Genomic DNA, 23,035 nt, shown 5'->3' with positions numbered 1-23,035 from the left:
TGGCTCTGTGAGCCATGGCACACTAAATCGATGTCTTTTAGAAGTGAATCGCTCGTCCGTCGACGGCTAATGCCGCTTCTTTGAGGGCTTCGGCGAGGGTCGGGTGAGCGTGGCAGGCGCGGGCGAGGTCTTCGCTGCTGGCTCCGAATTCCATCGCAACAGCGGCTTCCGCGATCAGGTCACCGGCTCGGGCTCCGATGATGTGCACGCCGAGAATGCGGTCGGTCTTGGCGTCGGCGAGGACTTTGATTTTGCCGTCAGTTTCGTCAATTGATCGTGCCCGACCGTTGGCGATGAACGGGAACGAACCCTTGCGATATTCGACCCCGGCTTCTTTCAATTGCTCCTCGGTTTTGCCAACAGAGGCGATTTCTGGATGCGTGTAAACCACGCCGGGGATGGTATCGTAGTTGATGTGACCATAACCGGTCGCGAGATATTCCACGCAAGCAATCCCTTCCTCTTCGGCTTTGTGGGCGAGCATCGGGCCTTGGATCACATCGCCGATGGCGTAGATACTCTCCACGGACGTCCGAAAATGATCGCCCACTGCAATTCGGCCACGGTCGTCGAGTTCCACGCCGATGTCTTCCAATCCCAAATCTTTTGTATTCGGTCGACGACCAACAGCGACCAGCACGCGATCACAGGTGATTGGGTCGGCTCCGTCAATTTCAACGGTGCACTTTTCGCCGTCGTATTTCGCGCCGGTGACTTTCGTGCCGAGGTGAAATTCCAGTCCTTGTTTTTTGAAGAGCTTCTTTGCTTCGCTGGCAATTTCGGAATCCATACCGGGCAGAATCCGATCGAGATACTCCAAGACCGTGACTTTCGCACCGAGTCTTCGCCAGACGGCCCCGAGTTCCAAGCCGATGTAACCGGCTCCAATGACGATGAGATGTTCCGGCACCTCGGGGTATTTGAGGGCTTCGGTGCTGCTGCCGATGCGGTCGCCATCGAACTCAATGCCGGGCAAAGTCGCAGGCACACTGCCGGTGGCAATGAGAATCTTTTTTCCTTCGAGAACTTCAGTTCCGTCCTGGCTTTCGACGGTCACTTGGTTCGGTCCCGTGAGACGGGCATGACCTTGAAACCGAGTGATCTTGTTTTTCTTAAACAGCGATTTTACACCGCCCGTCAAGGTTTGAACGACTTTGTCTTTTCGCTTCATCAACTTGGCGAGATCCAATGAGACCTCGCCGCAGTCAATGCCGTGCTCGTTCAGACCACCGACGGCTTCGGCGTAGATTTCGCTGGATTCGAGAAGCGCCTTGCTTGGGATGCAGCCGACCCGCAAACAGGTTCCGCCCAACGCCGGTTCTTTCTCGATACAGGCGACATTCATCCCGAGTTGAGCGGCCCGAATCGCCGCCACGTAACCACCCGGACCAGCTCCAATTACAATCAGATCATGTTGTGACATCGTCAGTCGTTCGCTTACGGTTTGGATTTCAAAGGTCGTTCGGCTGCAAATCCCAGATGGTTCAACGACATGCAGAATGAATCAAAGAGCGCTTCTCGAAAGGTCGGTTTTCAAACTTCCAACAGCATGCGGGCCGGTTCTTCGATAGTGTCCTTGATGCGTTTCAGGAATGTCACGGCTTCGCGACCATCGACTATTCGGTGATCGTAAGTCAAAGCGAGGTACATCATCGGACGAATCACGACTTGGCCATCCACCGCGACGGGGCGTTGTTCGATGCGGTGCATTCCGAGCACACCACTTTGCGGTGGGTTGATAATGGGTGTCGAGAGCAGGGAACCGTAGACCCCACCATTGCTGATGGTGAACGTGCCGCCTTGCAGTTCCTTGAGTTCGATTTTGTTCGACTTGGCCCGTTCGGCGAAGTTGTTGATGGATTGCTCGATGTCGGCGAAGCTCATGCGTTCGGCATTGCGGAGGACCGGCACAACGAGCCCTTTGCCGCCCCCGATCGCCACACCGATATCACAGTAATTATGATAGATGATCTGATCGCCTTCGATCTGGGCGTTCAGTTGTGGGATTGCGTTGAGTGCATCGACGGCGGCTTTCACGAAGAAGGACATGAAGCCGAGTTTCATGCCGTACTTCTTTTGGAAGGTGTCTTTGTACTCGTTCCGCATTTTCATGACCTTCGACATATCCACGTCGTTGAAGGTCGTGAGCAGGGCGGCGGTGCGTTGAGATTCGACCAACCGTTCCGCGATGCTGCGACGCATCGGCGTCATTCGAACGGTTTCCTTCTGGCGGGACGGGTCAAACGGCTCGTTCGGGCTGGTCATCGAATGCGTGGGGGTCGGTGGCGTGGACCGCTTCGGTTCGCTGAGGTACCGCTGCACGTCTTCTTTCAGGATTCGTCCCCCTGGGCCCGTCGCTTGAACACTGCTCGCGGAGACCTGGTTTTCCGCCAGAAGTCGTTGGGCAGCGGGCATCACGCGAGGTTCGCCGTTGCCGCTGTCTTGCGAGGCTTCCGAATCGCTGGATGTCGGTTGATCGGCCGTTTTCGCCGGTTCGGGGGACGAGTCTGGTTTGGGTTGGTCGTCGCTGGGAGCTTCGGCGTTCTCGTTGATGGTGGCGATCACTTCGCCCACATTCGCGGAGTCACCGGGTTGCTTGAGAATGCTTTCGATCACCCCCGCCGATGGAGACGGGACTTCGAAGGTGGCTTTATCGCTTTCAAGTTCAACGAGATTTTCGTCGACTTTGACGGCTTGCCCTTCGGACTTCAACCACTCGCCGATGAAGACTTCGGTAATCGATTCACCCACGGGCGGGACTTTGACTTCCACAGACATCGTTTCGTATTCCAGCAGAATGATTGGGAGATAAAATATTTGAGCCTACAGTCATGTCACAACAATTTCACAAGTGTGAAAACCGTGTTCACATCACTGAGGTGGAATTACTGGGAGTCGGACTCTCCGAACGCTTCGCGAATCAGTTTGGCTTGTTCCCAGCGGTGAGCGGCGTTGGAACCGGTTGCCGGGCTGGCTGAAGACGGCCGCGTGACCCCATGGAACGGGAAGCGACCGAACAACGAGTCACCCAACTCGAACCGCAAGTGTCGCCAAGCCCCCATGTTCTCCGGTTCGTCTTGAACCCAGTAAACCGGTGTTCCTTCGGGGTAGTCGGCGAGGGCCGCTTGCAATTCGTCGTTGGAAAGTGGGTAGTATTGCTCCAGCCGTACAATTGCGACATCGCGGCGATCTTCTTTTTCACGAACATCGGCCAATTCGAAGTACAGCTTTCCTGAGCAGAGCAAAATTCGTTGAATTTTATCTGGTGTGTCGCAAGCCTCGTGCACGTCCGGCAGGACACGTTTGAATTTCCCGGTCGTCAACTCTTCGAGATCCGAAACGGCTCCCTTGTGCCGTAGCAGACTTTTCGGAGTCATGACGATCAGCGGTTTCCGCCACTTTCGCACCACTTGACGACGCAGTAAGTGAAACATTTGGGCCGGCGTGGACGGTTCGACCACTTGAATATTATCTTCGGCACACATCGTCAGGAATCGTTCCAAACGGGCGCTTGAGTGCTCTGGGCCTTGGCCTTCAAACCCGTGAGGAAGCAACAGCACCAAACCGCTGAGCCGACGCCATTTGTCTTCGGCGCTCACGATGAACTGGTCGATGATGACTTGTCCGGCATTGACGAAGTCGCCGAACTGGGCTTCCCAAATGACCAGACCATCCGGGCAGTCGAGACTGTAACCGTATTCGAAACCAAGGACGCCCGCTTCGCTGAGTGGGCTATTGACGATCTCCACCGGTGCCTGATTCGGGTCCAGATGGGCCAACGGCATGAACGTTTCACCGTTCTTTGCGTCGTGGAGTACGGCGTGGCGGTGGCTGAACGTTCCCCGTTCGCAGTCTTGACCGGTCATGCGGATGCGGACACCGTCGGTCGCCAACGATGCGAACGCCAAGATCTCTCCGGCGGCCCAATCGAGGACTTGCTCGCCCTCGGCCATTTTCCGCCGGACTTTCATTGCTCGAGCAATCTTCGAGTTCGGATGGAATCCGTCCGGCAATTCCGTGAGTTTTAGCAACAAATTTTTCAGTGTTTCGGCGGGAACACCGGTGTCAGGATCGTCGACGTCGGCTTCAAGATCGCCAACATAGCCTTTCCAGACTCCGCCGCCGGTGTCGTAGCGATGGGAGTAGTCGTCGCTACGGGCGACTTCCAATTCTTGCGTCAAGAATTCACGACGCTGTTCGACGATTTGTTCCGCTTCTTCCAGCGTGACGCCTTTGAGCTTGAGCAAATGGTCCCGGTAACTTTCGCGTACGGGACCCCGCTGGCTGATTTGCTGATACATCTGCGGTTGCGTGTACGCCGGTTCGTCACCTTCGTTGTGACCGAGACGGCGGAAGCACCACATGTCGATCACGACGTCCCGCTGGAATTGCCGCCGGAAGTCCATCGCCACGCTAAGTGCCTGAGCAACGGCTTCCGGATCTTCCCCGTTGACATGCAAAATCGGACTGTAAAGCATTTTCGCCACGCTGGTGGCGTAACGCGTCGAACGACCTTGCTCCGGACCGGTGGTAAATCCGATTTGGTTGTTGACGACGATGTGAACCGTTCCGCCCACGTGGTACGCCGGCAATTCGGAGAGGTTCAGCGTTTCCTGCACGACGCCTTCACCGGCGAAGGCCGCATCACCGTGAATGAGCAGCACCATGCCGCGACGGCGATCGTTGTCCTCGGCTCGGTCTTGCTTGGCTCGCATCCGTCCCAACGCCACCGGATTGACGAATTCCAAGTGGCTGGGGTTGAAGCAAAGCGAGAGGTGAACCTTCCGCCCGGATTGGGTTTCCCAGTCGTTACTGTAACCCAAGTGGTATTTGACATCCCCGCGACCGACGTTCATCTGCGGGTCTTTGTCTTCGAACTCTCGAAAGATTTTTCGAGGATTCTTGCCCATGATGTTGGCAAGAACATTGAGTCGTCCACGGTGGGCCATTCCGAGGACAATTTCTTTGATGCCTTGACCGCCGGCTTTCTCGATTGCCAAGTCGAGCAGCGGAATCAAACTTTCCGCACCTTCGAGCGAAAAGCTTTTCGCTCCCATAAATTTCTTTTGGATGAACTCTTCGAAGACCACCGCGTCGGTCAGCTTCGTGAGAATCCGAATCTGCGTTTCCCGGCTGAGCGACATCCGGTTCTCGTTGGCTTCCATTCGCTGTTGGAGCCAACCACGGGCTTCGAGGTCGTCGATGTGCATGTATTGCACGCCGATCGACCGGCAGTAGGTGTTGCGTAGCCGGTTCGTCAATCCGCGGAGCGTTTGCACTTCCGGCCCTTGCACACCGGATGTGGAGAACTCGCGGTCCATGTCTTCTTCTTGGAAGCCGAACCACTCGGGCGAAAGTTCCGGGACCTCTGGGAGCGGTCGGCCGAGCGGATCGACCTTCGCGATGATGTGCCCACGGACTCGGTAGTTCCGCACCAATTGGTTGACGCGGTCTTGCAAACGCTCGCCGAGTTGCAAAGGCGAACTGCGATCAAGAGCCGCCAACGGTCGCAGACCACCCGGATCGGAAATGTCTTCCGCCGACCCTGGCGGGTTGAAGATCGATCTCGGCGAGAACGTCGGCCCCAGCTTCGCCGTCGAATCGGAAGCCGTCGTCGCTGCGGTTCCATTCACCGCGAAATTCCAGGATCCGAAGTAATTTCGCCAAGACTCGGAAACCGATTGCGGGTCGGCGAGGAAATCTTGATACTTCTGCTCGACGAAAACCAAGCTTTGACTGTTCAGAGGTAATTCGTCGACGGGCGGGTCGGTTGGGGCATGCATAAGAAATCGGCGCGGCGTGGATAGGTGACTGGTTGAGCGATTTCAGTCAAGTTTTGGGGTGAGACCCGAATCAAATAAATCTCGAAAAAACAGGCCGTGTTCCGAAAGCCAAGTCATTCGCACTTCAACCAATTCGGGTAGACTGGTCGGCAAGGAGTGTCAACGATTTGGCTTTGCTCATCCATTCGGAACAGATATCGACCGCGTTTGCATCCTAACGCTGGATTGTATCGTCTTGCCGCTTCGCTTTGCAGTCGCCAATCGAAGGTTTTCTATGTAATTCTTGAAGTCAATTTCGGGGGTAGACGTGATTGCACGAGTGTGCGATATTGATAACCGACATCGAAGAAGGCTCTTCGACCAAAGACACCCCAAAAAATTGCCCGCCCCTCCCAAATTGCGGGCCAGAGCTTGTGGAACATTCATGCGGAATTGACGGATCGGGAATCTTCCACGAGCAAGCCGACGAATACGCAGGCATCGCTCGGGACGCCGTCAATTCGGGATGGGTGGTCCACTGGGAATGGAGTCCCAAATGCGATTCGTCAAGATGCACGGTGCGGGAAACGATTACGTCTATTTGGACGGTTTCGAACACGCTCTCCCCGAGAACCTCCCAGACACCGCCCGAAAGATTTCTAATCGAAACACGGGGATTGGCAGTGATGGCTTGATTGTCGTCGAACCGACTTGGCAAGCCGACGCCCAAATGCGAATTTGGAACGCCGACGGCAGCGTCGCGGAAATGTGTGGGAACGGTCTGCGTTGCGTCGCCAAACTCCTGTACGAAACGGGACACGTTCGCAACGAAGAAATTCACATTGCCACCGATGCCGGCATCCGAGTGGCCTGGCCGGAAGTTCAGAACGGTCGGGTGGAACGGGTGCGGGTTTCGATCGGTGAGCCACAGTTGACGGCCGATCACCTTCCGAATGCCGAGGAATTGGAGACTCTCCAAACCGATTCGCGATTGCACGTTATCTCTGCCGTTTCGATGGGCAATCCGCATTGCGTTGTTTTCACCGACGAACTTTCGGACGAACTCGTTCAGGAACTCGGACCGCAGATTGAGCAACACCGTTTGTTCCCTCAGCGGACGAACGTGGAATTCGTGCGGGTGTTGTCGTCGACGGAAGTGCAGGTCCGTGTGTGGGAACGGGGCGTTGGTGAGACCCAGGCGTGCGGCACGGGAGCGTGTGCTGTTGCGGTCGCCGGGGCTTTGAGTGGTCAAACCGATCGCCAAGTTCGCTGTTTTCTTCCCGGCGGAGTGTTGGATATCGATTGGACGGACGACGGTGACGTGCATCTCACGGGACCGGCCGCGGAGATTTTCCGGGGTGACTGGTCGGAATCGACGCCCACCATTCGCATTGCCAACGCTGCTTGATCAATCGCAGGGCCGAATTAGTCAGACACCCGCACCACGCGGTGGAAGTTCAACATCACTTCACGATCGATCACGCGTCGCAAACCCTCGACGAGGCATTGCGGTTCGTGATCGGTCTCGCCTTGGCGTTTGATTTGTTCTAGCGGTGTGCCCGGGAATACCGTGAACGTGCTTTGGTGAATGATCTGGTTCCCCGCATCGAGTTCTGGCACGATGAAGTGAACAGTCGCTCCATACGTGAGCATGTTGTGCGAGAACGCATCTTCATACGGGCGAAAACCGGGGAACGGTGGCAGTAACCCGTGATGCAGATTGATGATGCGTCCGCCTGCGAATCGCCAACACGTTCCCGGCGGTAACACACGCATGTAGCGGGCAAGGATGACGTAATCCACGTCGTACTCGTCGAAAAGTGCCACCATTCGGTCATTGTCTGGCTCGCCCCGGTGGTTGCCGATGTCGTGCCAGTCCACATCGAATTGCTCCGCCAATCCCCGACACGCGGGCCGATTCCCGATCATCACGGCGGGTGTGGCTTTCAACAGTCCATCGCGGATGGCCCGTAAAATCGCGAGCGGCGGTTCACTTCGGTAGGTTGTGCAGATGGCAAGTCGCGGCGGACCTTTTCGTTCCTCACGAGACCAAGTGCGGATCGAAAGTCCCGTTTCCTGCCCGATTTGCTTCATCCGCTTCCGCAATTCGGCAACCGATTCACCACTTTCCGGCCATTCGATCCGCAGCAGCATCGCGAATAGTTTTTCCACGCCGTGATCGTACATTTGGATTTCGTGGATGTTCGCCCCGGCCCCGGTCACGTGATGCACCAATGGGTCCGCCAACCCTCGGTTATCCGGCCCCACCGCCGTCAAAATGACTTCCATGATCATCGTTCCTGGTTATTCGTGTCCACCGCGTGCGGCAAACCGCTGTCGATCGTCGGAAATCGCAGTTCCAAACCGAACTTCTCTCGTAATAATCGGTTGTTACATCGTTTCCCCAATGATGTTTCTTTGCCCTCGGAGTTGAAAACTGGCGAAGACGCACCGACGAGTTCCGCGAGTTTGGTGTAATATTCTCGACGTTGTATCGGACGGTCATCACAGACGAGGACTGTGCCCGATTCTGACGCAAGCTCCGATTTCAAAATCGCTTGCACCAAATCATCGACGTGAATGAGGTTCAGCCAACCGTCCGGATTCGCGGGGATCGGGTCTTGGTTTCGTAAACTTGCGACCCGTCGCAGTAGGCGATCCGGTCCGTAAATGCCCGCGGACCGCAGCACGACACCGATTCGGCTGTCTTGATGTTTCCGCCAAAACCCTCGCCAAAAATCCGTTTCCGCTTCGACATACGCTCGGCCGGATTCGGTGGTGGCGGCGGTCGGTGTGTCTTCGTCGACTTCGCTGCCATCGTCGACGCCATACACGCTTGTGCTGGAAACGAAGATCATCCGTGTCGGCAGATGGGCGGCGTACTTCAGAAAGTTATTTAAGCCTTCGACATACGTCACCCGTGGCGGGTACCCGGCGGAGCGATCGTGGCTGACGGCATATAATAACGTATCGATTGGTGGAATTGCGGTCAGCGTTTCCGGTTGGGTGACATCGGCAATGATGGGCTCAACTCCGAGCGATCGCAGCAGTTCCGCGTTCGACTCCGACCGCGTGACGGCGAACACTTCGTCGCCTTGCTCCAGCCACTCTTTCGCCACACGTCGACCAACATAACCGCAGCCGACAATCAGTTTTCTCATAGTCAATCTTGTCCCGTTGCTGACTTCAATTCTTGGATCATGGTTTTCGCGTCTGGATTCTCCGGATCGTTCGCCAGCACGTCATTCACCATTTTTCGTGCATCGCCGATGCGGTTGGCTAATTGGTAGGCTTTCGCAAGAGCGAGCCGATTGGCGTCTGACGGATCGAGTTCCATCAAAACCTCGTACTCGCGGATGGCGTTGGTGGCTTCTTTTTGATGCAAATACGACTTCCCCAAGATTTCGTGAGTGTCGACATCCATCACATCGATATAGAGTGCCGACATGCCGTATCGAATGGCGTTTTCGTAGTCCTTGTCCTCGAAAGCCATTCGTGCAAGTTTCTGCCGGACGGACGCGCTGTCTGTGTCGTGTCGTGCGAGTTCTTCCAACGCGGTCCGCAGGTTTGGGCGGTCGTCCATTCGCAAGTACGCGGCGGCTTGTCCTTTGAGCCAGGTCAGATCGTAGGGAAATTTCTTGCGACCAAGTTCGTACAACTCGGCGGCCTCCGCGTTTTTCTTGAGAGCAAACTTGAGTTTCGCCAACAGTTCCAACACGTCGGGATGCGGTTGGTCCCGATCCAAAACGGCCTCCAAGTGAGACACCGCAGCGTCGAAGTCCCGCGACCGCACGGCCAGCTTCGCGAGCACCAACCCGGCTTGCGGTAATTGAGCATTCTTCGCCAAAGCTGCTTCGGCCAATTCTTCGGCCTCGTTGAGCTTGCGGATATCAACCAGAGCCGCCGCGTACGCCGCCATCTTCGCGGGGTCTTCGGGATCGGCTTGGTAGTCCTTTTCGATCTCCGCCAAAGTTTTCGCTTCCTCTTGCGGACGACTGCCTTGAATGTCTCGCACAATGTCATCGAGATATTTGCGGTAGCCCGCTTCGAATTCCTCAAGCGTTATCTCAAAAACCTCGGGAATGGCTTTCTCGGTCGGCAGATTTCGGCGGTAAGCATCAAGGAGTTTGGGGATGGTGTCCGCTCCGAATTGCTTGGTCATGTATTCCGCGTAGAGTTTGCTCTGACAATACGCGAACTGCCAATCAGCGGGCGATTCCGGGCGGATGAAACCGTCGTTGAGATTCTTGAGCGTTCGAATGTCACCCTGCGGAACCCGTTCGGCGAGCAACCGATTCCACTCTTCCGGACGGGGAATGTTTTCGCTCGTGACGGCAAGAGCCTCAGTGAACCAATGCGGAATGTTGAACTGCGTCTGTTGGAGCGTGATGATGTGCACATACTCGTGCTTCAACACCCGAGCCCAATCGAACGACTTCTCACCGGCGGTCGGCGATGTCAAAGCGACGATCATGCCGGTGGATGCGCCAACCGTTTGAATCCAAGGCAGACCAATCATCCGGGCACTGAACCACTGATGCCCCGAAAGCCCTTTGGAGTTGTGGAAGATCTCAAAAATCGTTCGGCTGGGCGGCTCGAAATCGAATTGCTTCGTGAGTTCTGGATAGATGCTTTCCAAATACTCCGCCATGTACCGCCCGAGGATTTTGTCCGCTTGCGAGTCGACACGGATTACGAAATGTTCGGTGGAAATCGTTTCGTAGTCATCGAGAAGTTTGAGCACTTTCCGCATGTTGCTGACACGGACGTGGAACGGATCGGCTTGGAAGGCGTCGTCGAGGATGTCACGAGCCGCCTCGTTCTTTCCGGTCCGCATCGCCAGCAAACCGAGATTTGTTTTCGCATCGGCCAACTCGGGCATCGACACCATCGCCTGACGGAAGAATGTTTCCGCTAAATCGAATTTGCGGCGACCTTCCATTGTCTCGCCAACGACATTCAAGAACGGTCCCGGATGCGGATTTCGTGCGGCTAACTCCTGAACCAATTTTGTGAAGCGATCCGGCTTCGCAATTTCCACTTGATCAATCGCATCTAAATGTGTCAGCAACTCGGTCAGTTGATCTTCAGCAGGCGGGCCGTCGTGAATGAGGTACAACGCCGCCAATCGGGCCAGCGTGCGTTGATCATGCGGATTGATTTCCAAAGCTTGGTCGATGGCTTTCTTGGCCGCATCCAGATCGCCCGCTTGGAGTTGGTAATCCGCCTGAAGTTGCAAGGCACGGGGGTGTTTCGGGTTGATGGCGAGGGCTTGGGCGAGCAGTTCGGACAGTTTCTCCATCTGATGCTTCTGAAACGCCGCCCCGGCTTGCGAAGCCAGCACGTCGGCAGCCCGCGGGTTGATCGCCAATGCCGCTTGGAACTCCGGCATTGCTTGAGTGCGGTTGTACTTCTCGAGCAGCACATCCCCAGAGAGGTGAACCGACTGCCAATAATTCGGATCGTCCTTCAACGCATCCGGGCAAAGCGTGTTGATGATGAACCGAAAAATCTGCGAGGAACTTTTCCAGCGGGCGTACTGCAAACTTCCCTTCGCGACGAGCAGCAAATCCTCGGCGTCTTCGGGTTGGGCTCGGTTGTAGTACCGCACGAACCACACGTACCCGTCCAACGCCTCTTTGATACGACCGGTTTCGGCGAGCGTGTCTGCGAGCACCAATCGAGCCCGCAAATGATTGGCATCGAATTTCAGTGCTTGCCGGGCGGTTTTCTCGGCGTCGGTGTACTGACCGCGTCGAAATTGCAGCTCGGCGAGTCGAGCCACAAGATCCGCATTCTTGGGAAACGATTCGATGGCTTTCGCGACGACATCGGTGGCGTCTTCCCAGCGACCGACAGATTCGTGAACTTCGCTGAGTCCCAACGTGACCGCGATCTGAGTTTGAGAATCGTCGGCTCCCGCCAACTCTTCGTACGCTTCCACCGACTCGGCGTACCGACCTTTTTGATAATGTTCGCGAGCGGCTTCGACGGGAGATTGCTTCTCCTCGGCGAAACCGAACAGGCTCGCTAGCAAAACAATCTCAAAACCCATCATGTCACCTCCCACCCGGTCGTTTTCGATACCTCGACAGTATCGCATCGCAAGGCCCGTGACCAGACTTCAACCGATTGGCCAGATTGGACCGGGCGTTTCCACCGTCTGCTCTACCCCAACCAACGACGGTTCCTTGTGACTGAACCGACCTAACGGCTACGCTAGGGGCTTCGCGTCAATCGCTGCTCTTTTTGCTTGATGAACCATGCCCACGCAAACCGACAATCCGTTGCTGCAACTTCATTCCGAGGACAATATCGCCGTACTGACGGTGTCGCATTCCGCCGGTCGCGAGTTGGAGACCGTCAATCATGGAACTGTCACGCTGCGTGAGCCGATCGAGTTTGGTCATAAGGTGGCGATCACTGCGATCCCCGCAGGCGAGCGGATTCGGAAGTTTGGACAGACGATCGGTTTTGCCACTCAGCCAATCGAACCCGGTGAATGGGTGCATGCTCACAATGTCGGCTTAGGCGACTTGACGTTGGACTATGCCTTTGCGTCCGAGATTCCGCCCGAACCGGAACCGATTCTAAATCGCACGTTCCAAGGAATTCGTCGAGCCGACGGACGTGCTGCAACGCGGAATTACTTGGCTCTTGTCAGCACCGTGAATTGTTCGGCGACGGCGTCAAAATACATTGCGAAGGAAATTGACGAGTCGTTGCTGGCGGACTACCCGAACATTGACGGCATCGTGGCTCTCACGCACAAAGGTGGATGTGCATTCGAGTACGGCGGCACCGATCATCAGCAACTTGCCCGGACGTTGGCCGGTTTCGCGAAGCATCCGAATATCGGCGGATATTTGGTGATGGGCTTGGGGTGCGAGGCGTCGCAGGGGTCGTTTCTGGAAGAACAACACGGGTTGGTGCAACTCGAAACATCCGCGAGGAATGGCCGAAATCGGAAGCCGCCGGTGGTGATGAATATTCAAGACTACGGCGGTGTGCGGAAGACCGTAGACCGGGCCGTCGCAGTGCTGGCGGAAATGCTGCCGAAGGTCAACGACATCCAGCGTGAACCGATTCCCGCCAGTGAAATCATTCTGGGCACAGAATGTGGCGGCAGTGACGGCAACAGCGGCATCACTGCAAACCCGGCGGTAGGAGTTGCAAGCGATTTGCTCGTCGCGGCGGGAGCGACCAGCATTCTCGCCGAAACCACAGAGATCTACGGCGGCGAACACCTCATGACTCGTCGGGCGGTCAGCCAGCAGGTTGGTCAAAAATTGATCGATTTGATCGACTGGTGGAAAGAATACGCCGGAAAATTCGGGATTGAAATTGATCACAATCGGTCCGTCGGCAACAAAAAAGGCGGTTTGACCACGATCTATGAAAAGAGTCTGGGGGCGATCGCCAAAGGGGGATCGACCGCGTTGAAGCAGGTTTATCAGTACGCGGAAGCTGTGACGGAGAAGGGATTTGTCATCATGGACACGCCCGGTTACGACCCGGCCAGCGTGACCGGCATGATCGCCGGCGGGGCAAATATGATTGTGTTTACAACTGGGCGCGGAAGTTGCTTCGGTTGCAAACCGGTGCCGACGATCAAAGTCGCCACTAACACACCGATGTTCCGTCGCATGGAATCCGACATGGACATCAACGCCGGTCGCATCCTCGAAGGGGCGAGCGTTCAGGAAATTGGTACAGAAATCTTCGAGAAAATTCTCGCCGTCGCGAGTGGTGAAAAAACGAAGAGTGAAGCTCAAGGAATTGGTGACGAAGAATTCTGCCCTTGGCAATCGGGGCCAGTATTGTAGTTCGTCACCCAACTAGAAGTGGGATCTGATGAACGACATATTTTTTGACAACTGGGAGTCTTTGGCGCGGACCACCGTGATCGGTATTTGTGGATACGTCAGTCTGATCATCTTGCTGCGGATTGCCGGGAATCGAACACTCACCAAGATGAACGCGTTTGATTTGATCGTGACAATCGCGTTGGGTTCGACACTTGCGACACTACTATTGAGTAAGGATGTTCCGCTGGCACAAGGCGTGTTGGGATTGGCTTTGTTGATCGGTTTTCAGTTTATCATCACCTGGGTCAGTGTGCGTGCTCCGTGGGTACGACGAGTCGTCACGGGAGAACCTTCACTGCTGCTGTATCGAGGGGAATGTATTGACTCGTCGCTGCGGAAATCCCGAGTGGTTCGCGAGGAAGTCGAGTCGGCCATTCGTGGGGCAGGGCTAGCTGAATTGAAAGATGCGGCCGCCGTTATTCTGGAAACCGATGGTTCTGTGAGTGTCATTCCCAACGGCTCTTCGAACATTCAAGACATTGCAGGGATTGATGTGTCGGATGCCATAACATAAATACGCGTCGTCGCTGGCCTTCTGATTCCTAGGGCCTCGATTGGAAACGACACACTGGAATTGGTAAAATTTTGCCGGAAACATGGGGTTTCCAATTTTCGAAAGTCGGCATTAAGGAATAAAGGTTATGTCGTCGAGACTATTTGCGTTGCTGGCAGCGTTGTTGATTGGTGTGGGGTGCTCCTCTGAAACCGGCGAGAAAGCAAAGAACGCTGCCGAAGCGACCGGTGAGGCAATTGAGAGCGCCGCTGAAGACACCGTAGAAAATGCAAAGAAGGCCGCTAACGCGGTGACCGGTGCTGGTAAAGAGGCAGCCGACGAAACCGAGAAGGCGGCAGACGAAGCTGCTGAAGAAACTAAGGAAGCCGCTGAGAAGGTCGCCGACGAAGCGGAAACAGCCGCCGATGAAGCCGAAAAAGCGACTGATGATGCTGTTAAGAAAACAGATGAGCCAACCGAGTAAGTTGTTAGAATCTAACTTGGCGAATCGGCGAAGTTGCTTTTGATTCGATGAAGACAAACATAAAGCCCAGAGGCTCACGTCTCTGGGCTTTGTTCGTTTGTATCCGGCTACTCTAGCTTTCGTGGTTATTCGTCAAACTCGCGTCTCTATATCTATCGCAGAGACAGACCACTGAGAAACGGATTAGCCGATGATTTCGCTGACATCCATCAAATGAAGTTGCCGACCGAGATCTCCGTGCGGTGTGTCGATGACGATTTTCGTACCGTCCGGACTGTGACGGGGGTGCGTGTCACAACGCCATTCGCCGGAGTACCGTTTCGGTGAATGAAACTTGCCGAGGACAACCTTCCGTTTTGTTTCCGGATGATACAAATACACGGTTTGATTTCGGTCACGGTCGGGGTAGGTATCGTTGATGATCCATTCGGTATCCGCCAAGTACGTGCAGTGGCCGTCGCGTGTCATCACATCTTTGCCGACCGCCTGCGGGTTGGTTTCAGCGGCGTCTTCGAACAGGTAAAACGCTGCCCCGTCGGACGGTTGGCGACTCCACGCGAGAATCCGATTGGGATCTTTCCAGATGAAGTGACTTGTGAGACCGTTGTCATCGACGATTCGCACATTCTTGCCGTCCGGGTCAGCGGTGAGCATCCGCGTTTGCCAACCGCGTCGGCCGGGGTTGGTGTAACGGTGCAAGAAGATGAAGCGGGAACCGTCGGTGTTGAACAGCAGGTGATTGAACCAATGCTTCGATTTCGGATCGCCAACGGGTTTGCTATCACGTGAGATTTCAACGGCATCGGCCAGGGAAACGATGAGCTTCGTCTCTCCGGTTTCCAAATCGACATGGAAGATGCCGGACTCCTCCGGGGCGAGTTCTTCGCGATGCGGGTCTGCGAGACCGACGTATCCGTATCCTGGTCGGGTTTCTTGAATACGTCGGAAGTCGGCCGTCACCGCGGATTTTCCATCGGGGCTCAAACTGTAGATCGGTGCGGGCACAGTGCGGGTCTGGCCAGTTTTGATATCGTGAATACGGCAAACGAACTGACCGTCCTCGCGATCGTTCCACAAGACTTTGGTCTTCGATCCGGGAACCCATTGCAACATGCAACCCTGTTGCCAGCCCCAAGCCGATGTGGAACCAAGTTCAATCCATTCATCGTTGTTTTGCAAATCGACCATGCCCACGCCGATGCGGTCGCTACCACGAGGTGTGCGGCCTTCGAAGCTCACTTCGTTGCTGAGGACATATCGCCCGGTCGGGTCGAATTCCAACTTGTCGTAATAACCGAACCAGTGGTGTTTCGGGCCGCTCGTGATCATTCGATGCGGCACATTCACCTGATGCTCCGCCGCAAACGACTTTGATGACGACAGCCAAGATCCCAGCGTCACGCAGGAGGCGGTTTGCAGGAACGTGCGACGAGTGAATGAAGACATTCAGAAAGTCCTTCTAACAGGTACCGTGATTCAAAAACGCAACAACCGGTCTGTGGCAAAACGGCGACACGATTGCATATTCCGCAGGTGGCATGACACGTCCGGCAAACCTTGGGTGAGGAATTAGAGTTCCCCGTGGTCGCGAAGCGTGCGTGCGATATTGTAACAGCGTCGATCTCTTAATCGTATTCCATCGCGGGCGGTGTTATGAAGTTCAGTTTGCTAGGCCCTGTTCGAAGTTTTGTCCGACAGAAATTCTTCGGTGTGTTGCGTCAGGCGTTGCAAACTCAGGATGGCCGTGAAATTCTGGCCGACGCGTTTCCTGATCTCACGTCGCTGGCAACCACGAGCAGTTTACGAACCGAAACAGGTTTGGGCTCGATGGGGCATCCTTATGCCAATTTGGGGACCGAGACCGCGACCGATCGAAAACCATTCGTAATTATTTCATCGCGTTTTCGGAGCGGCTCGACGTTCCTTTGGAATCTCTTTCGGCATTTGCCCAACTGCACCGCGTATTACGAACCGTTCAACGATCGGCGTTGGTTCGACCCCGAGAGCCGTGGTTCCCGTGTCGATACCACTCACCGAGCCGTCGATGACTACTGGCGAGAATATGACGGATTGGAACACCTCGCCGAGTTCTATCAATTCGATTGGATTCAACGCCGACTGTTCATGCCGGCGGTGGCAGTCGATCCGAGAATGCACCGATACATTCGCGAATTGGTCGATGCCGCATCGGGTCTGCCAGTGCTGCAATTCAATCGCGTCGACTTCCGTTTGCCGTGGCTGAGACGTCAGTTTCCGGAAGCAAAAATCATTCAACTCATCCGCCATCCGCGTGACGTCTGGAACTCGATGACGGCACCATATCGTGAGGTGAAATTAGACGATCGGCTGGGTGATTTCGATTTGTTCGATCTATACAGCCTTGGTTTGTGGGTTCAAGATTTGAAGCTCGCGTTTCCATTTCTTCACGACGCCGAGAACGAGCACCCCTACCGGGCTGCCTATTTGATTTGGAAGTTGTCGTGCCAGTTCGGGCAGCAATACGCCGACGGCTGCTACCGCTATGAAGACCTGATCGGACAGCCGTTGCATTACCTGCGTGAGATGTTCTCCGTGGCGGGCGTGACGGACATTCCCTGGGAAGAATTGCTGGCGTTGGTCAAACCACCGACACCCGATCGCTGGCGTGGATATGCGGACGAAGCGTGGTTCCAAGCTCACGAAGCGGAATGCGATCAACGATTCGCCGCCTTTTTCGGTGCGGGAACTTTGGAGCATCATCCATCCACGGAGATCACTCCCAAAGCCCAAGCCGCTGAGAATGCCGCGCCGTAGCAGTACGAAATCCATGTGTGAGCTGAATCGGTCGGTCCAATTGACTTGACGCTCATTCATGCGATTCACGGCCAGAGCCACCCAAGCCCACCTGTTTGCAAGTGATGAATCTCTATGCGTTGGCATCGTGACCTGCTGAAACATTCTTCGATTTACAGTCTCGGTGAGATTCTCACCCGGCTGACATCGTTGTTGCTGCTACCGATCTACACACGCTATTTAGCTCCGTCCGATTACGGGGTCATGGCGATTATCGACTTGCTCATTGGGCTGCTAGCCATTGTGCTGGGCGGGGGACTCGCAGCGGCGGTGAGCCGATTCCACTTCGACTACGAAGACGAAGCCTCCCAACGAGCCGTATGGTGGACCGGTCTGACGTTCGTAGCCGTTGTCGGGGGGCTGGGCTTTGTTCCGTCTTGGTTGATGCGTGAGCACCTGGCCGATTGGACGTTGGGAGAATCGGTCAACCAAGGCGGCTGGTTTTACACGCTCGCCCTGGGAACGATGTGGCTGGCGTGCATTGAACAGATTCCGATGGTCTATTTGCGAGTCCGCAAATGGTCCGGACGATTTGTGCTTCTGAGTTTGTTCCGCTTGGGGCTGAACATTGCGTTGAATCTGAGTTTGCTCGCCCGTGGTTGGGGAGTGGCGGGGGTGTTGTGGGGGAACTTCCTCACGGGGATCGTTTTGGCGACGGTTTCGGTCGGCATGTTGGCGTGGGAACTGAAACGCTTCCGATTCGATATTCCGCTGCTCCAAAAAATGCTGCGGTTCGGTTCGCCGTTGATCATCATTGCGTTTCTGTCGCTGTTGATGCACCAGGCAGACCGTTGGATTCTGCATCGCTTTGCCTCAATGTCGGAAGTCGGTGTGTACTCGCTGGCGTACCGGATCGGTCAGGGCATGAATCAGGTGTTGCTTTTGCCGTTCGCCTCCATTTGGGGGGTGATGATTTACGATGTCGCGAAACAGCCGGATGCGAGAAGCGTGTATGCTCGGGTCTTCGGATACTACACAAAAATCGCGTCGTTGTTTTTGCTCGCCGGTGCTTTGGCATCGCGGATGTTGATCAAAATCGTGGCCACGGACGACTACGCGGCGGCAGGCGATGTCATTCCGGTGATCTTGCTCGCGTATTTGGCATTCAGTTGGCATGACCATTTCCGGATTCCCGTGCTACTCAAAAAACGAACGCTGAGCATGGTGCCGGTCTCGTTGACGGCGACCGTGGTGAACGTGGCGGCGAACTTCGCTCTCGTCCCGTTTTTTGGGGGGATGGGGGCAGCGTGGGCCACTGTGATTACATTCGCCACCTTCACCGGACTCGGGCTGTTCACGTACCAACGTGGTGAGCGGTATCCCTATCGATTTGGGGAGAGCTTTGCCGTGGTGGTTGGCATGGCTGTGACCTATGGGATCTGTCGCTGGACGACGAACGGAGTCGATTGGCAATCCGTCGCGATTGGTGGTGGCGTTTGGTTGGCATGGGCGGTCGTGCTGTTCGCGAAACCGGCTTGGAATTTTTGGAAACACTCTGACCGATCCAATTCGACCCCAACACTCGGGTCGACGGTTTCCGCTGCTTCACAATTCTAGAGCCACGCTCTTGGTGTTGTCGCGAGTATTGTCCCGTGAATAGAGGAGATCGATGCGGATATGTTCCGGTCGGGAGAGGCTGAAATGTCGAACGGTTTCGATTCAAGTATGTCAACAGTCAACGCGATTCCCGGGTCGGTCCCCGTGAAGACGGCGGTCGCTCGTCCGATGTTCGTTCTCAATTCCACTCAAATCGGGGGTGGCTCTCATGCGGTCCTCACGTTGTTGGATGAATTGGTTCATCGCCGATATTTCCCCACCATTGTTCATCCGGGAGATGGTGATGTCTTGGCGGCGTTCGAGCGGTTTCCCGTCGAAAACCATGTCGTCAAGTATCAGCAACCGGGATGGTGGGAACCATTGCAATCGAGTCAGTCGATTCGCCGTTGGGTGCGGTTGATTCGCAAGTCTCAAACCAACGTGATTTACGTGAACGAACCCATGACCGCGAGGGTTGTGTTGTTGGCGGCTCGTGTGTGTCGAGTTCCGGTGGTGGTGCATGTACACTGCGATGTCGAACCCGCGTTCGCCCGATGGATGTATCGTTGGATGCCGTCGCCGAATTTGTTCATCTTCAACAGCAAGGTGTTGCGTGAGCAAACGTGGCCGCATTTCCAAGCCTGTGCGCCGAGTGCCAAAGCGGTCGTGGTTTCCAACGGCATCGACTTACAGCGATTTCAGCCCAGTCCCAAGAGCGAGTCGATTTCGTCGGCATCAACCCGCGTGCCGGTCGGGATTATCGCGAACTTGTTGCCGATTAAAGCTCACGACAATTTCCTGAAAATGGCGGCGGAACTGGAACGTCGGGGCATCGCGGCGGAGTACCGGATCATTGGCGATGGACGTCAGGAACCTGAATGGACGGCTTCCTTGAAGTCCTTGTGCGACGAACTGGGGCTGAACCATTGTGTGCGGTTTTTGGGATATCGGTCGGACATTCCAGCGGAAATCAACGAGTTGGGCGTGCTGGTGTGTTGCTCGCATTCGGAAACCTTCGGGCTTTGCGTCGCCGAAGCGATGGCCTGTGCCAAACCGGTGGTCGCGACCAATGTCGGTGGGTTGCCGGAAGTCGTCGAGAACGGCGTGACCGGATTGCTCGTCCCGCCCAACGATGCCAACGCCCTGGCGGATGCCGTCTCGAAGTTGCTTCAAGATCCCGAATGGCGAATCGAAATGGGGCGATGCGGCCGCGACCGTGCGTTGCGGTTGTTCGGTAGCAATCGGTACGCCGAACGCATACTCTCCGCATGCGAAAACTTGATCTGAGCCACACCCGGATTTCGAGCCCGCTTCGATTTTGTGTGACGTTTCTGATCTGCTATTCTTCAGCGAAAACACCCGCCCGTAGCGACATCAAAATGTTCGGACTCCTTAACATCAACAAAATGGCCGGGCTCACTTCTCGGCAGGTCGTGAACCGAGTCCAGCGACTCGTGCGGCCGGCCAAAGTGGGACACGCCGGAACACTCGATCCAATGGCCACCGGGGTGTTGATCGTGTGTGTGGGGCCGGCGACGAAATTGATTTCACTCGTCCAGCAACAATCCAAAGTGTATCGCAGCGAATTTGTTTTCGGCCAAACAAGCAACACGGATGACAGCACCGGATACGTGCTCGACGTGCTTGATCCCGAACCCGTCACTCGTCAGCAACTCGATGAATCGCTGCATCGGTTTCGCGGAGAAATCTCGCAGACGCCGCCGCAGTTCTCGGCAGTGAAAGTCAACGGCCAACGGGCGTACAAGTTGGCTCGGCAGGGGCAGTCCGTGGAGATTCGAGCCAAGACTGTGCGAATTGATCGCTTGGAAACGATTCACTTCGAATACCCACGATTGCAACTCGAAATCGAATGCGGGTCGGGAACGTATATCCGTTCGATTGCCCGAGATTTGGGGCGGTTGCTCGGTTGCGGAGCCGTGATGAGCCAACTCGAACGCACACGGATCGGTGATTGTGCCATCGACGATGCTTTGAATCTCGATGACTTAACTCCCGAGACGCTATCCAATGCGTTGTTACCACCGACACTTGCAACGCGGGAACTCCCGTGTTTGAACGCATCGCAGTCGCAGTGTGAACGTCTGCGGAACGGGCAATGGTTGTCGCTCGATCCACAAACCGATTGGACGGAAGACCGCCCGATCGCGGTTCTTTCTCCGGACGGTCAACTTGTGTGTTTGGCTAGCTATCGCGAGCGTGATCGGTCACTCGCGCCCAAACAGGTGTTTCCCGCAGTGTCATAGCATGCAGACGCAGCCGATAATTCCGCGGCTTCAGTTCGTCTACATCAGCTTCGCAATTTGGCCGTACAGCCCCCAAACTCCGACGATCAGCAATCCAAGAAATGAGACGACAAGTGCCACATCCCAGGCACGTGAGGGTTTCAGTCGGGGATCGGTCGCGGTCTTGCGGAAGTAGAGGGCACCGAAACCGATCATCGGCAACAACAGTGATTGGGCGACACCGGAAAGAATCACCGCCGACACCGGATTCACACCGGCCCAATAGATCGCCAGGCAAGTCAGCGGCAACGCGATCCCGAAATTGCGGATGCTTTTCTGGTGCGTGGATTCGCTGTGCTTGTCGATGAGACCGTAAACTTTCAGGCCGTCGGTCAACATGCGGGAGTGACCGGCGTTCGCGACGAGGAACGTCGAGTACAACACCGCGACCGCTCCACCCAGGAACAACCATTTCGCGTATTCGCCGAATACCGGGACGTAAGCCGTTGCGAGTGTGCTGACCATTCGCATGTTGTCCGGATCGCGTCCTTCGCTGTAAAGCACGGCCGCTCCCATCACGAAAAAGGCCAAAGTCGCGACGGTGTAAACCACCATCGACAACAATGCATCGTAGTGCATGACTCGCATCCATCCGCGAGCCCGATTCGCCCAGCTTTCTTCATCGGTTCGTTGACCGGTGAACTTCGCGTACCCTTTTTCCAAGCACCAATAGGGGTACGTGATGAGTTCCGTCGCCCCGACCCCGATGATGCCGAACGTTGCCAATGCCGTCATCAACGGATTGATCCCACCGACCGACTCCGGCAACCGGAACGATAATCCTTTCCAAAACTGATCGGCGGAGATGTGGAACTCTTCCGTCGACTGAAGCGCCAGCACGTTGCCGATCGTGATGAACGTAAATGTGACGACCAACACCAGCGACACATTCTGCAAAAGTCCATACCGCCCGCGATACAACAACGCCACCGTCAACAAAGCCGCGAACGCCGCCCAGTATTTGTCGTCATTGGTAGACGGGTTGAGCAGGGCACTCAATTTCTTCTTTTGATTATGGATGACCTCCTCAAGCGACGGATCAGTTTTCAAAGCCGCCTCGTTCTTGACTAACTTGGTTGTTAGTTCAAGCGCTTCGTCGATGGGGCGGTCTTTCGCTCGAAGTTGTTCAAACTGGGCTTCTTGGATTCGCTGCCCATTTTGTAACCGCGCTTGTTGTTCTGGGGAGAGTTCTTGGAAAGCTTTCGTGTCGGGTTGCCATTTCAGATAGTTCCGCAACTCTTTTTCGGAAGGCATCTGAATCGCTTTGGCATAATCGCCGGAGAGCGGCACTGCGATAGCCATTGCCTGACCGACGCCGCCCACAATGCCACCGAGTTGCCCGACACCGCAGACCATCATCGCCAGCCAACACCACACGATCCAATTCGCTTTGAGTCGCGGTCCTGGCACACGGTCCAGGGCGGAGAGCGTGGTTTCGCCGTGCGTGATCGCGTAGCGTCCGAGTTCGACTTGCACAAAGACTTTGATCACGCAACCGATGAGGATTAACCACAACAAGGTGATTCCGGCTTGGGCACCGGTTTTCGTCGTGGCGATGAGTTCACCCGAACCGACGATACTCCCTGCGATAATCAACCCCGGCCCAAGTTGCTTCAGAATGCCGACGAATCCACGGGGCGGCTCTTGCACATCCCCCGCGACCGCAGGGTCTTGCGAGGGGGGCAGGGTATCGTGTTCATCGAGAATTGGTTGATCGTCAGGGTTGGTCATCGGCGGCGCATCCGATTGGCAAGCGA

16 protein-coding genes are annotated in these 23,035 nt (G+C 55.6%); 8 read left to right on the top strand and 8 right to left on the bottom strand.

Features of this window, described 5'->3' with window-relative positions; all coding sequences use genetic code 11:
- Positions 1 to 37: 37 nt before the first annotated feature.
- From lpdA to G6R38_RS21090, 3 genes are all read right to left on the bottom strand, one after another.
- Positions 38 to 1,423, bottom strand: coding sequence for a dihydrolipoyl dehydrogenase (lpdA, locus tag G6R38_RS21100; RefSeq protein WP_166830766.1), 1,386 nt, complete (start codon positions 1,421 to 1,423; stop codon positions 38 to 40).
- 110 nt (positions 1,424 to 1,533) lie between these two features.
- Positions 1,534 to 2,778, bottom strand: coding sequence for a 2-oxoglutarate dehydrogenase complex dihydrolipoyllysine-residue succinyltransferase (gene odhB, locus G6R38_RS21095; RefSeq protein WP_166830765.1), 1,245 nt, complete (start codon positions 2,776 to 2,778; stop codon positions 1,534 to 1,536).
- 107 nt (positions 2,779 to 2,885) lie between these two features.
- Entirely contained in the window at positions 2,886 to 5,783 is a 2,898-nt protein-coding gene (locus tag G6R38_RS21090) for a 2-oxoglutarate dehydrogenase E1 component (protein WP_206028660.1), read from the bottom strand.
- A gap of 535 nt (positions 5,784 to 6,318) precedes the next feature.
- Between G6R38_RS21090 and dapF the strand changes: the two genes are divergently transcribed.
- On the top strand, positions 6,319 to 7,170 hold the full coding sequence (dapF, locus tag G6R38_RS21085; protein WP_166830764.1) for a diaminopimelate epimerase: 852 nt from the start codon (positions 6,319 to 6,321) through the stop codon (positions 7,168 to 7,170).
- A gap of 17 nt (positions 7,171 to 7,187) precedes the next feature.
- Here dapF and G6R38_RS21080 read toward each other — a convergent pair whose 3' ends face one another.
- Genes G6R38_RS21080 through G6R38_RS21070 form a run of 3 tightly spaced genes read right to left on the bottom strand, consistent with a single transcriptional unit; the run spans position 7,188 to position 11,865 of the window.
- Positions 7,188 to 8,051, bottom strand: coding sequence for a formyltetrahydrofolate deformylase (locus G6R38_RS21080; protein ID WP_166830763.1), 864 nt, complete (start codon positions 8,049 to 8,051; stop codon positions 7,188 to 7,190).
- A gap of 2 nt (positions 8,052 to 8,053) precedes the next feature.
- On the bottom strand, positions 8,054 to 8,923 hold the full coding sequence (locus tag G6R38_RS21075) for an SDR family oxidoreductase (RefSeq protein WP_166830762.1): 870 nt from the start codon (positions 8,921 to 8,923) through the stop codon (positions 8,054 to 8,056).
- Positions 8,924 to 8,925: 2 nt separating this feature from the next.
- Complete coding sequence (locus G6R38_RS21070) at positions 8,926 to 11,865, bottom strand: tetratricopeptide repeat protein (RefSeq protein WP_166830761.1); 2,940 nt, start codon at positions 11,863 to 11,865, stop codon at positions 8,926 to 8,928.
- 160 nt (positions 11,866 to 12,025) lie between these two features.
- Between G6R38_RS21070 and G6R38_RS21065 the strand changes: the two genes are divergently transcribed.
- The 3 genes from G6R38_RS21065 (at position 12,026) to G6R38_RS21055 (ending at position 14,607) form a co-directional block, all read left to right on the top strand.
- Positions 12,026 to 13,588, top strand: a complete 1,563-nt coding sequence (locus G6R38_RS21065) for a UxaA family hydrolase (RefSeq protein WP_166830760.1) — start codon at positions 12,026 to 12,028, stop codon at positions 13,586 to 13,588.
- Between the two features lie 28 nt (positions 13,589 to 13,616).
- Positions 13,617 to 14,144 carry a DUF421 domain-containing protein gene (locus G6R38_RS21060; RefSeq protein WP_166830759.1) on the top strand — a complete coding sequence of 176 codons (528 nt, stop codon included), beginning with the start codon at positions 13,617 to 13,619 and terminating at the stop codon, positions 14,142 to 14,144.
- Positions 14,145 to 14,271: 127 nt separating this feature from the next.
- Positions 14,272 to 14,607 carry a hypothetical protein gene (locus G6R38_RS21055; RefSeq protein WP_166830758.1) on the top strand — a complete coding sequence of 112 codons (336 nt, stop codon included), beginning with the start codon at positions 14,272 to 14,274 and terminating at the stop codon, positions 14,605 to 14,607.
- 183 nt (positions 14,608 to 14,790) lie between these two features.
- Here G6R38_RS21055 and G6R38_RS21050 read toward each other — a convergent pair whose 3' ends face one another.
- Positions 14,791 to 16,053, bottom strand: coding sequence for a hypothetical protein (locus tag G6R38_RS21050; protein ID WP_166830757.1), 1,263 nt, complete (start codon positions 16,051 to 16,053; stop codon positions 14,791 to 14,793).
- Positions 16,054 to 16,272: 219 nt separating this feature from the next.
- On the opposite strand from G6R38_RS21050, the gene G6R38_RS21045 reads away from it, so the two are divergent.
- The 4 genes from G6R38_RS21045 (at position 16,273) to truB (ending at position 21,239) form a co-directional block, all read left to right on the top strand.
- Complete coding sequence (locus tag G6R38_RS21045) at positions 16,273 to 17,400, top strand: sulfotransferase (RefSeq protein ID WP_206028659.1); 1,128 nt, start codon at positions 16,273 to 16,275, stop codon at positions 17,398 to 17,400.
- A gap of 114 nt (positions 17,401 to 17,514) precedes the next feature.
- A complete protein-coding gene (locus G6R38_RS21040) occupies positions 17,515 to 18,996 on the top strand; it encodes an oligosaccharide flippase family protein (protein WP_166830755.1) in 1,482 nt (493 codons plus the stop codon).
- Positions 18,997 to 19,104: 108 nt separating this feature from the next.
- Complete coding sequence (locus G6R38_RS21035; protein WP_166830754.1) at positions 19,105 to 20,262, top strand: glycosyltransferase family 4 protein; 1,158 nt, start codon at positions 19,105 to 19,107, stop codon at positions 20,260 to 20,262.
- 92 nt (positions 20,263 to 20,354) lie between these two features.
- A complete protein-coding gene (gene truB / locus G6R38_RS21030) occupies positions 20,355 to 21,239 on the top strand; it encodes a tRNA pseudouridine(55) synthase TruB (RefSeq protein WP_166830753.1) in 885 nt (294 codons plus the stop codon).
- A gap of 39 nt (positions 21,240 to 21,278) precedes the next feature.
- On the opposite strand, the gene G6R38_RS21025 is transcribed toward truB, so the two are convergent.
- Positions 21,279 to 23,009 (bottom strand): Nramp family divalent metal transporter, encoded by a 1,731-nt coding sequence (locus G6R38_RS21025; protein ID WP_166830752.1) that lies wholly within the window; start codon positions 23,007 to 23,009, stop codon positions 21,279 to 21,281.
- Positions 23,010 to 23,035 lie beyond the last annotated feature (26 nt).

It is taken from the genome of Thalassoroseus pseudoceratinae (assembly GCF_011634775.1).
Taxonomy (GTDB): domain Bacteria; phylum Planctomycetota; class Planctomycetia; order Planctomycetales; family Planctomycetaceae; genus Thalassoroseus; species Thalassoroseus pseudoceratinae.
The sequence above is the reverse complement of the archived record's forward strand: the minus strand, read 5'-3'. Positions and strand labels throughout refer to the sequence as shown.